Source organism: Methylobacterium mesophilicum SR1.6/6, from assembly GCF_000364445.2.
Taxonomy (GTDB): Bacteria; Pseudomonadota; Alphaproteobacteria; order Rhizobiales; family Beijerinckiaceae; genus Methylobacterium; species Methylobacterium mesophilicum_A.
Genome location: NZ_CP043538.1, coordinates 6,135,211 through 6,147,838 on the forward strand (window position 1 = coordinate 6,135,211; position 12,628 = coordinate 6,147,838).

Consider the following 12,628-nt stretch of genomic DNA (forward strand, 5'->3'; position numbering starts at 1 on the left):
ACACAATAAATCTATAATTGATCTAAGAGCGATTCCGGTCTGTCACGCATCTCACAGAGAGATCTGGTTGTCCGGACTGCAATTTAATTTAGACGAGTTATAATCCAGAAATCTATTGAGTTTCCTGTTGCGAAACGGCAACACACGCATCCGAGCGGCGACTTGCCCTGGGCGCATCGGATTTGGCGCGCCCGCCAGATTAAATAAAGTCACCGGCGTCGAATGCTCATCAAGAACGGCCGGCGACTTGGCGTAAGCTATCCAAGGGCGGGGCTCGCACTTGCATATGCTGCGCGTGCCCGCTTCCGAGAGGCCAAGATTTGTTTCGACTCGGAACCGCGGTTCCCTGGCGGCTGACGGATGGTTGATCTCAGGACGCGACGAGGCCCAGATATCCAGGCGGCCGGGACGGAGGCAAGCCGTCCGCTCGTCTATCTCGACGCCTGAAGGCAGACGGTCTCAAATCCGCTCAACGCGGCCGTGCATCGGCGAACACGGACGCGACTGAAGCTCGCTCTCAGCGGATGATCTGTTTCGGGATGCGCAATGCGGCAGACCGGACGCCGCAGCAGTCTCGCGCCATGTCGGCACCCTTCATTGTGCCGACATTTGAATAACGTCCACGATTTCCCGACAGGTTTGCAGCCCTTTTGGCTGTCCTGACCTGCACGGTGAGCGACCGTCGGGAACACCAACGTTGTCCGGACGACAGCAGCAGGCGCGCGAAGGCTCTGTCGGAAGATCGGGTTGAAGGTGGCCCAGAATTGTGCGCCCGGCTTGGAGGGCGCAACACACGGCAGCGGCCAGCACTGTCGAGCCGCTGTCCGCACCTCGGACAGATCATCACATTGGCCGCTGGGCCATGCGGCGATGTTCACCGGGCGAGTAGCCGTACCTGTGCTTGAAGCGCCGGGAGAAGTGCGCTTGGCTGGTGAACCCGCACTCATAGGCCAGCGTGCCGATCGGCAGGTGCAGGCAGGCTGGATCGGCCAGGCGCTTGGCTGCCATCGTCAGCCGGCGCTCCCAGATCCAGTCGGAGATGTGCTGGCCACGCTCGTGGAACAACTCTTGGAGCCGGCGCAGCGAGACGCCCATGGCGGCCGCGAGCCGGGGCGGATCAAGCGTCCGATCGTGCAGATTGGCCTCGACGTGAGCCTTGGCACGCTGGACCACAAGGCTGCTGTGCAGCGGCCGGGGCACGTCCTTGGCCATGCGCTCGGCAATGCTGGCCACGATCAGGTCGGTCCCGATCGACGACATGCGCTCCGCCGCGTCGGCGCTGAGCTGTCCCTCGACCTGGATCAGCTCTCGGAAATACGTCAGGGCCAGCGTCGTAGAGGCCAGTTCCGCCCCGATGGTCAACGACGTGTAGAGGTTGGAGGGGCCGAGCACGCTCTCCAGTCGGGCGCGCGGCAACTCGATCAACAGCGACTGACCATCGTCAGGTGTTCCCAACACGCTGGGCCGCCGCGTGAGAACGACCAGTTCTCCGGGCCGCTGAACGGCCGCGCGGTCGTCTTGGATGGTTCCCGACGTCGCGCCAGCCAGCTTGAAGATCGCCAGCGCCGTGTCGGGATCATAGCTGCGCGGCCGCCTCCTGCTTGTCTGCTCCGCTGCACTTTGCGTGATGCGCGCGAGCGGCAGGGACCCGATCTTCGTCGCCTCGATCTTGCTCGTGAACGCCCGGTCATCGATGCGGGTAAACTCGAACTCTCCGTACCGCTCTGAGAGCAGATCGCGCCAGACCTTGAACCTGTTCGCGGACGGCAGCGTGTCTGTCGAGTACAGAAGATGCATAGTGGGTCTCGTGCCCGCCGCCCGCGGAAGCGCATGACCTTGAGCGACGTCGCGGTCGCCGTGTCGCGGCGACGACACCTCAGTCGAAATGTCTAGCAATCGTATACAATCTTCAAACGAGGTGTCCATATCGCCGGCGCACCGCGATCGGCTGGTCGCGTCCGTTCGTGGGTTGGCGTCACATCCGGCTGCGTGACCGGATCGCGGCGAGAACAGCCGCTCGCGACGGCGCTACGCTCCGTAAGCCGACGTTTTGTGTAGGCCCGATCGCACACGGCAGCGTCCGCTTAAGGGACGGCGCCCATTCGCTTGGATGATCGTCGCTTCGGCTGCGTCAGGCTGGCCGGCGCGGATGCCCCCGGTGAGCGCCTCGCCGAGCGGCTCGACGGCGCGCGCGCCTGCAACTCGCGGACGGGCGGCGCGGCATGAAGCGGGCGATCCCGTTGCGCCCGACCGCGCGGCCCCAGCGCAGTCCGTCCGAGTGAGGCTCTCGCCCTGGCGCACCTGCCGGTCCCCCGCCGTCGCGGGTGCGGCGGGACGGAACGGCGTGGCTGCCAGGACGACGGCGAGGAGGGGGCGCGGCTACATCAGTGGCTCATCAGGCAGCAGACGGGGGTCGTTTGCAGGACGTCGCGCGTGACATCGCCGAAGACCCACTCACGCAGCCTGGAGTGGCCGTAGGCGCCCATGACAATGAGGTCCGCGTCCTCCCGCCGTGCGAACCGGAGGATCTCGTCCGCGGTGTCGATCCCTGGCTTGCGGATCAGGTGGGTCGTGGCTCTGATCCCGTGCCCGGACAGGTACTCGGCTGCGCCCTCGGCACCGACGTTGTCCGCGTCCGGTCCCACGGCCACCACGCAGACCTGATCGGCCTGTCCCAAGAACGGCAAGGCGTCATGAAGGGCGCGGCGTGCTTCGGGCGCATCCTTCCAGGCCACCACGACCCGCTCGGCGGCGAGGTGCTCGATGCCCGGCGGGACAACGAGTACGGGTCGTCCGACCTCCATCAGGAGTGCCCCGGCGGGCACCCTCATCGGACCAGGGTCACCGTCCGCAGGACCCTGCCGGCCGACGACGACAAGGTCGGCGGTGCGCGCCCGGGCACTGAGGTACGTCAACGGATCGGTGGGCGCGAAGTGCCAGTCCGTCCTGAGCGCCTGCCCGGCCATGCGCTCGAAGAGCGCCTTGGCCTCCGCGAGTTGCTCCTCCGTCAGACGTTCCTCGATCGCCCAGACGCGCTCGACGTCACGCATGTTGCCGACCGGCATGGGACCGAAGACGGGCCGTGCCGCGACGCCGGTCAGCTTGGCCCCGAACCGCTCCGCGAGGCTGGCCGCTGAGCGTACGCGGTGCGCGGACGCGGCGCCGAGGTCGATCGAGACCATGATGTTGGCGATGCGCATGACCACCTCCGGGATCCGGGCTGGCCGGTTCAGGGGTGGCACACTCGATCACGCGTCCGGCTGGGACCTTGATCCAACTCAACGAGACAGGATCCCCGGCAGGCGAACGGGGCGGCCTTCCTGCAACGCGATCGGGGCCGTGTCCGACACGGTTGATCGAGCGCAATGCCCACCCTTGCCGAAGGAGGACATGAGGTTCGGCACGGAGGTCCTATGCCGCCCGCGATCGCGATCCTGGCTTCGAGTGCGCCCCGCGTCGGGCCGGAGGACTGCCGGCTCGGGACGCCGCGGACGCTCCCGGCGTTCATCAAGAAGGCGAGCGGTGTCCATCAGCTTGGCCTGGTGCTGATGGCGATCGTTCTGTTCGTCGCGGATCTGGCGCCCCTCGAGCTTCAGCGACGCATCATCAACGCGGCTCTTCCCGGCGGGAACGCCCGGACCATCGTCCTGCTCGCACTGCTGTACATCGCGGCGGCCACCGTGATGGGCGTGCTGAAGCTCGGGCTTAACGTGTACCGCAGCTACGTCGGCGAGAGCGCCGTTCGCAGCCTCCGCGAGACGCTGCTGCAGGACCTCGGCACCTTTGCTCCGGCAGACACTGCCGAGGTCGAGGGCGTGGAGGTCTCGCTCGTCCTGGCGGAGGCAGAGCCGGTCGGCGCCTTCGTCGGGGTGAGCGTATCGGAACCGATCCTTCAGGGCGGGATCGTGGCCGGGACGTTCGGGTACATGCTGTACCTCGACCAGCTGATGGCGGCCCTGGCGCTGGCGATCTTCTCGCCGCAAATGGTGTTCGTGCCGTTGATGCAGCGGGCCATCAATCGGCGTGTCGTCAAGCGGACGGGTACGTTGCGCCGTATCAGCGGCGGCATCATCGGCCAGGGACGACACAAACCATCGAACTTGCAAAAGGCGCGTATCGACCACGTGTTCCGGCTTAACATGGGCATCTTCAAGCTGAAGTTCTCGATGAACTTCCTGATGAACCTGTTGCACCATTCCGGGGTGGCGCTGTCCTTGGGCGTGGGCGGCTATCTCGTCGTGAACGGCCGGACCGAGCTCGGTACAGTCGTGGCCTTCGCCGCGGGCCTGAAGCAGCTGAACGACCCTTGGAAGCGACTGGTCGACTGGTTCCGCGAGTTGCGCGTGACCCAGGCGAAGTATGGCCTGCTCCGGCAAGCCCTGGACACACTTCCGCGTCACGTCGTCTGAGACGGCGTTCCTCGGCGCAGGTCGCCGCTTCCGCGCTCGGCCAGGATACAGCGGAGGCTTGCTGATTCTCGATGGTCTCCGGACCGGAGGATTCTCGGATCCGCGCTCGGCCGAGAGCAGCCTGACCGGCGATGGCGGCCTTGATGCGTCTTTCGCCCGGACGTGTATACGCAGGAAGCCGCCCCGGGGCGGACGTCTCCCATCAACCGCATCCGATGGGCCTACGCGTTGTCCCGCGCGTGGGTTAGCATCCCCGCATGGGACGATTGACCTTCAGCATCAACGTCACCCTGGACGGCTGCGTCGATCACCGAGAGGGGACATCCGACGACGAGACGCTCGCCTTCTTCACCCGCCTGATGGACGCGAGCGGGGCAATGCTTTGGGGTCGCGTCACCTACGAGATGATGGAGCGCTACTGGCCCGGGGTCGCCCGCGGCGACGTGGAGGCGCCGCCGTCGATACGCGCGTGGGCGGTCAAGCTGGAGACCAAGACGAAATACGTCGTGTCCGCGACGCGAACGGCCTTCCCGTGGACCAACAGCCACCGTGTCGCCGGCAACCTGCGCACGAGCGTGCAGACGCTCAAGGACGCGACCCCAGGGGGCCTGCTCCTCGGTAGCGGCAAGCTCGCGACCGCGCTGGACCAACTGGATCTCATCGACGAGTACAGATTCCTCGTCCACCCGAGGATCGCCGGTCATGGACCGACCCTCTACCAGGATGGGCTGCTGAGCACGCGACGGCTCGAACTGATCTCGGCCACGCCGCTCCGCTGCGGCGCGGTCGCCGTCCACTACCGACGCGACCGCTCGGTCACAGCGGCCTCGTCACGCCCCCTCCGGAACCCTACGCCTCCCACCGCGACTGGCCATCCCGGGCGCGGCCTGGCCCCATAGCGCCGCAGATTGCGTGCGGCTGTTCGCGGATGCGCGGCATCCGGGGCCGACGGGGTTGCGGAGGCACGTGTGCAGCCGACCGCCGGAGCTGAGGGCGTCACCGCAGCCGAGACTCGAGCGTGCGGCCGATCGCTCACTCGCCCCCCTTTACGGACATCAGGCTCTCACGGTCGATCTCCGGCATTTTCGCCATCTGATCGAGGGGCACCAGCGCCATCACCTGACCGGCCGGCATCTTGATGACGTTGACGTGCTTGCCGGTGGTCTTGTCAGTCGCCATCGCGACCATGAGCTGCATCGGCTCGAACGGCGTGACGACGAAATCGTGCCCCCAGGCGCCGATGAGACTCGACAAGGAGGACGCGGCCACGCCCGTGCCGGCGAGGAGAGCGACGGCCGGCAGAATCGCACGCATCATGATGAATCCCTCCCGGTTCGATCGACGGGATTTCGCCGGCCTCGGCGATGCAGTTACCGGGACTGGATCATCATCGTCCGTCCCGTAACAATGAAGCGACAGCGACCGAAGGGCGGTAGGGCGGGAAGGACGTGCGATGACGGCGTATGCGACCCGACTGATGCGGCACGCGTCGGTGCCCCCGATCCGGAGGCGGGCGTGATGACCGTCCGCCGCAGGACGTGGCAGGGCAAGCGGCGGCACGCCGTCTACCGGGGAGCCCTCGGCCTCAATCGTGGCGTCCTGTACGCGTTGCGGGCCGCCGCCAAGATTGCTGGCGCGCTCGTCCTCGGTGCGTTTGGCATCCTGTTCCTGAACTACGTCGTGCTCTCGACCGATCAGGCGCAAGCCTATCGCAACCTCGACCCGAGCCTTGCCGAATGCCGCGATGGGCTCGCGACGGGTTGGACGATCCTGGCCGATACGGGTCGCGACACGTTGCGGGCCGCGATGGTGTCCGACGGCGACGGCTGGGTCGACGCTAGCAACGATGAAGACGCGGTCATCGCGACGGATGCGCGTTGGGCGACGCGGCTGCGCTGCGTGCTTCAGCGCCATGTTGTCCCGGCCCGCGAGGCCGGCCGACAGGACCTCTCATACCACCTCGGCTTCATCGAGTTCCAGGAGGATGGCGAACCCTACGCGCTGGTCTCTCGCGAGGGGGCGAGCGACACGGCCATCGACAGCGCGATGCTTCGCCACGCCATGGACACCGAGATGCGCGCCAAGGGCGTGTCGGCCACGACGATCAAGCCCGTCATCACGCAGCTGGACGCCCTGAAGAAACATCTCTCGACCGGGTCCCACTACGTGATCGCATTCGTCCACGGCTGGCGGCACGATGCGCGGATCGGCGACGGCAACGTGGCAGACCTGCGCCTCTATGCGGCCCACGCCGCCCGTTTCCTTGCACAGCGCTGTCGGAGCGACCCCGGCGTCTGCGACATGGATGTCACGGCGATCTATGTCGGCTGGCGCGGAGCGCGGGTCGACGAGCGCGGCCTGCGGCTCTGGTTAGGCGACACGATCGGTGGCTTCTTCGGAAACCTGTCGGCTGGCGCCACCCTGTTCGATCGAAAGCCGGTGAGCGAGGCCATCGCGCCCGCGGCGATCTCAGCCCTCCGCACGCTGGAGACGACGCTCAGCGCGCCGGGCACGCACAACAAGCTGATCGTCGCCGGGCACAGCCTCGGCGGCAACATGCTGGCGAGCGGACTCAAGGATGACATGGTCAAGGCGGTGCGCCGGCACCGATTCGGCGAAACGCTGCCGCCGGTCCTCGGCAACCTCGTCGTCCTGATCAACCCCGCGTCCGAGGCGAGCAAGTGGACGGCAATCCAGCGCGAGGTCTGGATGAAATTGGCCGACCATGCCGACGCACACACGCCGGCTTCAGAGGTTGAGCGCGATGACGGGTACTTTCCGTCCGACCAGCGGCCAGTCCTGATGTCGGTGACCGCGGCTCTCGCCTTCCCGGCGGGCGGCCTTCGGCCTGGAGACTGCGCGTGGATCGGCCTCGATGTCGACGATGCCTTCGCCGCCGAACGCCGCAAGATCCGGGGCCGGCTCGCGGCGACCGACAGCATGTTCGATGCGGGCGTCGATTACGACTGGGCCACGCACGACCTGTTCCCCACCTTCAAGTTCGATTTCCGCCCGGCCGCAGGCTATCTCGACCGTGTGGCGGCTCGGTTCGAAGGCCGTCAGCCCCGCGGCGAAAGCTGCAGCCCGCCGCCGCCCATCGATCTCGGAGCCGCGTTGCTGACGCTGCCGCTGCGCACCCTGTCGCTGCTGGCGGCCACGTTCCCGTTCCAGAACACCACGCGCGAGGATTCGCACACCATCGGCAACCTCGATCCGCCCCGGCCCGCGGCGGGCGTGCTCGCCGATGCTCAGCCTTCGGCTGCGCCCTTCGGCACAACCCACGAGTTGCTCGGCCTCGACGCGCCGGGCCTCGAGCGGCACCACCCCTATGCCACCCTCGCCGATGCCGACATCGACTGCCCGCGCTCAGATCACTGGCTGACGCGAGCCCGGACCGCGCGCGCGGCCCGGCGCGGCACCTTCTGGGACAGCGCCGACTTGGCGCCCGGTGGATCGGGCGAGAACGGGCCGGCCGCACGCTTCCTCCACGGCCTCCAGTTGACGGGCCTTGCTCCGATCACCCGCCCGAACGACCCGTTCTGGAACGTCCGAGCTTTCGACAATGCGCTCTCGCGCCACGACGGCTACCGGCTGTCGTCGTTCATCTGTGCTTTGAACCAACTCGTCATGGACGATATCACCGACGCACCGTCGTTGATGAGCGACCACCGAGATCCTCAGATCCCATAGCCAATGCGCGCGCGCCGCTTCGCCCGCTTCCGCCCCGTGGCCGACGGTCGTCGTTCCGCCGATCTGAGACCCTGCGGCGAGCGATCGGCACCGCCAGATGCTGGCCGGACGTCGTCGGTCCGCTTCGGCGAAGTTCGGCCTGAAAAGCGGACGGACCTCGGACGACCCGTGTCCGCCGTTCCGAGGGCCATCGGCACTTTTCAAAAGCGGACGTTCATGGGCCGTTCTACAGGTCCGCATCTCTCCGCCTGGCACAGGGGATTCTTCCCGCTCTCGACTTGTCTATAGTCGATCGGCCCGCAGCGGAGGCCAAGCCCACCCGATGACGCGCGAGCGCATGACGGCCGACGAGGCCGAAACCGTCCGGCAGCTCGCCCGGCTCACCGGGCGCTCTATCCGGCAGGTATGCCGCGCCGCCAGCCGGACGCCGCGCCATGAAGCCATCTTCGCCGCCGCTGTCCGGCTGGCGACCGGCGAATGGGACTGGCTCGACGGTGAAACCGGAGTGTGGCGCACCGATCCTGCGAAGCAGCATGCCAAGCTGCTTCGCTACGCCGACATGCTCACCGAGGACGAGCCGTGCGCCGCACCTTCACCGTCGAATTGACTGAGCGCGAAGCGGCCTAGTCTTTTGGATCGTCGTCCATCTCGGCCGTCCCGGCCATACCCTGCGCCCACTCGACCCCGTGTTGCAGGCACAGGTCCAGAAACGCGGGCATCGACAGGCCGAAGAACCGTGCCGCCGCCCGCACCGCCGCCGCCTGTTCCGGGTCAAGGTCGATCGACGCCGTGTAGGTCTGCATCACCGCCTCTTATGTTGGGGCGAAAGCTCTACCTTCGCCCCTTCGTATGCCCATAGGCGGCCGGGCGACTTAGCCGGGCGCAAGGCCATAGGCATTTACTGAGTTACCCGAGTCGCGATGCCGGTCAGAGTGAAAAAAACCTTCCCTTTTGAACCGCTAGGCGTCCTGTAACGGGATGCCCTGCGCCTTGATGTAGGCGAGGGCAGCCGCCTCGATCCCATCGTGATCGTCGTCCCGCCAGTCGCCATCGACGGTGCCGACCAGCTCTTCATCCACACGGACCCGCAGCGCGACGATGCGAGTTTCGTCATCGTCATCGGCCAGGGTCGTTAGACCGATCGAATGTCGGCCCGCCATGAAGACGGTTATTCCCGCGAGTGTTGGCATGACCGCGCACCTCCCGCTCAGCAGCACCGAGCTATAGCGGTACGAGACTCACGCTGATAGCTGGCAAATGCTCCTATTACGTTCTAATATACTTGCATGCCTGGACGATCAGCACGCATCATTTCTCACGAAACCAGTGCCCGCATGATCGACATAGTATGCACATGCCGCACGGCCGCCACTGCGTTGAGCGGCCAGGCCAAGATCGGCGGCCCGGAGTACGAGGCCGCCACGGCCCTCATGCGGCGCATAGACGACATGGCGGGCGTGTTGATCGGCAACCGGGAAATGTTCTGGGAGCAGGCACCCAGCACGCTCCGCGCCCCCTTCGTGTCTGCCGATGGTCAGGCCGAGGCTTCGGAGCTGGGTCCATTATCGAGCACATCAGGCGTTGCGGAAGATCGCCCCGTGCCGTGAACGGCGCGGCCGCGGTGTCTGCTTTTCCATATAATCGCCCGGAAGGGGACGGGCAGAAATCCACCCGACCCGGCCGTTCAGAACCGATGGTTGCGCTTCTCGGAATGGCCGCAAGCCGCTGATCCGCTTCGGAGCGAGCGCGCAGGGAAAGCGGACGGCCTCCTAAAGACCCGGGATTGCCCGCGATACCCACACGGGAGCGCCGCGAAGGCGGCCGTTCATGCGATGGCTTCGTCGGGGTCGGTCCGTACGAGCGCTCCGTATCCTGGCTTGATCAGGCTCGCCGACGCGACACTCGAACATCAGCGCAGCCGACCGGAGTTTGGTGCGGCGGGCTGTTCACGGCCGAGGTCTTCCGCAAAGGCGCCACGATGAGCTTCGTCCGATGTCGCACGCGGCCTCAGCGCGTCGACGCCAGTCCGGCCCCCGGCTCGCGGATACCGGGTCAGCGCGTCACGCGCGCGCCGACGCTCGGGAAGAACAGCTGTTCGCCGCCGACCTTGTAGCCCGCAATCGCCTGCTGCCCCTCCGGTGAGACGAGCCAGTCGATGAAGGCCTGTCCCTCCTTCGCCTTCACGCCAGGATGCCGATCGGGGTTCACCAGCATCACGCCGTAGGGATTGAAGAGGTTCGGGTCCCCCTGAACCAGGATGACCAGATCGGCGCGATTCTTGAACGCGAGCCATGTCCCCCGGTCGGCGAGGATGTAGGCGCCGAGGGCCGAGGCCGTGTTGAGCGCGGGGCCCATGCCCTGGCCGACATCCCGGTACCAGGGGCCGCGCACGGATGCGAGATCGACGCCCGCCTCCTTCCAGCTGCGCAATTCGGCGCTGTGGGTGCCCGAGCGGTCGCCGCGCGAGACGAACGCCGCCTGGCTGGCCGCGAGCTTGGCGAAGGCCGCATTCACGCTCAGGCCGCGCACGCCGGCAGGATCGGAGGCCGGGCCGATCAGCACGAAATCGTTGTACATCACGTCGTACCGCCGCTTCGCGAAGCCCTCGGCGAGGAACTTGTCCTCGGCCGGACGGTCGTGGACCAGCACCACGTCGGCATCGCCGCGGCGCGCGGCGTCGAGCGCCTGGCCCGTGCCCAGGGCGACCACCTTCACGTCGATCCCGGACGTCTCCCGGAAGAGCGGGAGGATGTGCTTGAACAGGCCGGACTGCTCGGTCGAGGTCGTCGAGGCGACGACGATCGAGGTCGGTTCGGCGTCGGCCGACGGCAGCAGGCCGGCCGCGCTCAGGAGCGCGGCCAACGCGAAGGTCAGGAGGCGACGACGGAAGGGGTCCACGGCAATTCCCCAGCGAGGTAGGCCCGCGCCTCGGACGTGCGGGGCGAGAACAGGATCTGGCGGGCGGGACCATGCTCGATGGCGCGGCCGGAGGCCAGCACGATCGCCGTGTCGGCGAGGCGCGCCACCTGCCCGAGATTGTGCGAGACGAGCACCACCGTGGTGCCCGCCCGCGCCATCGCGGACACCAGGTCCTCGACGATCTCGGTCGAGGCGGGGTCGAGGTTTGCGGTCGGCTCGTCGAGGAGCAGCAGGTCCGGTCCGACCGCCCAGGCGCGGGCCAGCGCCAGCCGCTGCTGCTCGCCGCCGGAGAACCGCGTCGCGGCATCGCGGGCGCGCTCCGAGAGGCGGACGCGGGCGAGCGCTTCCTCCACCCGCGCGGTGCGCGCAGGACGGGGCAGGCCTCCGAGAGCCAGCGCGACGTTCGCGGCCGCGGTCGCGCGGATCAGCCCCGGCCGCTGGAACACGAAGGCCCGGCGCTGCGGGCCGACCCGTACCGTTCCGCCGTCAGGTCGCAGGAGCCCGTCGACGACCCTGAGGGTGACGCTCTTGCCCGCGCCGTTCGGGCCGATGACGGCCGTGACGCTGCCCCGCGCGACCTCCAGGCAGAGGCGGTCGAGCACCGTTCGCCCGTCGAGGGACAGCGTCACGTCTTCGAGGCGGACGGCCGGCGTCGCGCTCATCCATACACCTGCGCGGCATGCCGGCGGAGCAGGGCCACGGCGAGATTGACCACCAGAACGAGGCCGATCAGCACGAGGCCGAGCGCCAGGGCGAGGCTGAGATCGCCCTTCTGGGTCTCCAGCGAGATCGCCGTCGTCATCGTGCGGGTATACCCGTCGATGTTCCCGCCGACGACGAGGACCGCTCCGATCTCCGAGATCGCCCGGCCGAACGCGGCGAGCGCCGCGGTCACCAGGGAGAAGCGCACGTCGTAGATCATCGCCCCGGCCTGACGCGGCGCCGAGAGCCCGAGGGAGCGCAGCTGCTCCCCGAGATGCACCCGGGCGTCGGCGACGACCTGCTGCGTCAGGGCGGCGACGAGCGGGGTCGCGAGCGTCGCCTGCGCGGCGATCATCGCGCCGGGGGTGAACAGCAGGCCGAGCGGTCCGAGCGGTCCGGAGCGGGAGAGGACGAGGTAGAGCGTGAGGCCGACGAGCACCGGCGGCAGCCCCATGAAGGCGTTCAGCAGGCCGACCGCGGCGGCGCGTCCGGGGAAGCGGGCGACAGCCAGGAACGCGCCCAGCGGTATGCCGAGCACGAGACCGATACCGACGGCGGTGAGGCTGACCCGCAGCGACAGCCACGCGATCGCCAGCACGTCGCGATCCAGGCTGAACAGGCGGGACAGGACGTCCTGGAGCGTCTGCATCATGCGCCCGGGGCGGTCCTCGGGACTGGGACGAGGCAGGTGACGAGACCGGCCGATGAGGCCGACCTCAGGATGCGGGTTCGGCGGAAGGGACCTGTCATGGCGACCAGAAAAGCGCGCGCGGATCGTCGGCGAGCATACCGCCCGGGGCGACCGTTGTCGTGTCGTCGGGACGCCCGACGCGGCCATCGTCCCCGCCGGGGATGTGCGCACGGCCCCGTTCGCGGATGACCTTGCTCGCCGCGGGGGCTCGTCGGCG

General features: G+C 67.7%; 12 protein-coding genes. 5 read left to right on the forward strand and 7 right to left on the reverse strand.

Annotated features, from left to right (window positions below):
* Positions 1–843 precede the first annotated feature (843 nt).
* Positions 844–1,797, reverse strand: a complete 954-nt coding sequence (locus tag MMSR116_RS29280) for a helix-turn-helix domain-containing protein (protein WP_010684450.1) — start codon at positions 1,795–1,797, stop codon at positions 844–846.
* 587 nt (positions 1,798–2,384) lie between these two features.
* Entirely contained in the window at positions 2,385–3,200 is an 816-nt protein-coding gene (locus MMSR116_RS29285; RefSeq protein WP_010684451.1) for a universal stress protein, read from the reverse strand.
* Positions 3,201–3,413: 213 nt separating this feature from the next.
* Between MMSR116_RS29285 and MMSR116_RS29290 the strand changes: the two genes are divergently transcribed.
* The 4 genes from MMSR116_RS29290 to MMSR116_RS29305 all read left to right on the forward strand — a co-directional run bounded on the left by MMSR116_RS29290 (position 3,414) and on the right by MMSR116_RS29305 (position 8,706).
* The gene (locus MMSR116_RS29290) at positions 3,414–4,409 is read left to right on the forward strand and encodes an ABC transporter ATP-binding protein (RefSeq protein WP_010684452.1); all 996 of its coding nucleotides are present in this window, start codon (positions 3,414–3,416) and stop codon (positions 4,407–4,409) included.
* Positions 4,410–4,666: 257 nt separating this feature from the next.
* Positions 4,667–5,308 (forward strand): dihydrofolate reductase family protein, encoded by a 642-nt coding sequence (locus MMSR116_RS29295; RefSeq protein WP_010684453.1) that lies wholly within the window; start codon positions 4,667–4,669, stop codon positions 5,306–5,308.
* Between the two features lie 13 nt (positions 5,309–5,321).
* Positions 5,322–8,099 (forward strand): hypothetical protein, encoded by a 2,778-nt coding sequence (locus tag MMSR116_RS29300; RefSeq protein ID WP_244625560.1) that lies wholly within the window; start codon positions 5,322–5,324, stop codon positions 8,097–8,099.
* A gap of 322 nt (positions 8,100–8,421) precedes the next feature.
* Positions 8,422–8,706 (forward strand): hypothetical protein, encoded by a 285-nt coding sequence (locus tag MMSR116_RS29305; RefSeq protein WP_010684456.1) that lies wholly within the window; start codon positions 8,422–8,424, stop codon positions 8,704–8,706.
* A gap of 16 nt (positions 8,707–8,722) precedes the next feature.
* Here the strand turns inward: MMSR116_RS29305 and MMSR116_RS29310 are convergent, their stop codons facing one another.
* On the reverse strand, positions 8,723–8,902 hold the full coding sequence (locus tag MMSR116_RS29310; protein WP_010684457.1) for a hypothetical protein: 180 nt from the start codon (positions 8,900–8,902) through the stop codon (positions 8,723–8,725).
* Between the two features lie 156 nt (positions 8,903–9,058).
* Complete coding sequence (locus MMSR116_RS29315) at positions 9,059–9,289, reverse strand: hypothetical protein (RefSeq protein WP_010684458.1); 231 nt, start codon at positions 9,287–9,289, stop codon at positions 9,059–9,061.
* A 144-nt stretch (positions 9,290–9,433) separates the two neighbouring features.
* Between MMSR116_RS29315 and MMSR116_RS29320 the strand changes: the two genes are divergently transcribed.
* Positions 9,434–9,706: a hypothetical protein gene (locus tag MMSR116_RS29320; protein WP_010684459.1), complete on the forward strand. Its 273-nt coding sequence runs from the start codon at positions 9,434–9,436 to the stop codon at positions 9,704–9,706.
* 445 nt (positions 9,707–10,151) lie between these two features.
* Here the strand turns inward: MMSR116_RS29320 and MMSR116_RS29325 are convergent, their stop codons facing one another.
* The 3 genes from MMSR116_RS29325 to MMSR116_RS29335 are packed head-to-tail and all read right to left on the reverse strand — an operon-like array spanning position 10,152 to position 12,372.
* Positions 10,152–10,997, reverse strand: coding sequence for a substrate-binding domain-containing protein (locus MMSR116_RS29325; protein ID WP_010684460.1), 846 nt, complete (start codon positions 10,995–10,997; stop codon positions 10,152–10,154).
* Positions 10,970–11,680: an ATP-binding cassette domain-containing protein gene (locus tag MMSR116_RS29330; RefSeq protein ID WP_010684461.1), complete on the reverse strand. Its 711-nt coding sequence runs from the start codon at positions 11,678–11,680 to the stop codon at positions 10,970–10,972. Before MMSR116_RS29330 ends, MMSR116_RS29325 begins: the two co-directional genes overlap by 28 nt.
* Complete coding sequence (locus tag MMSR116_RS29335) at positions 11,677–12,372, reverse strand: ABC transporter permease (protein ID WP_010684462.1); 696 nt, start codon at positions 12,370–12,372, stop codon at positions 11,677–11,679. The genes MMSR116_RS29330 and MMSR116_RS29335 overlap by 4 nt, the downstream gene beginning before the upstream one ends.
* Positions 12,373–12,628 lie beyond the last annotated feature (256 nt).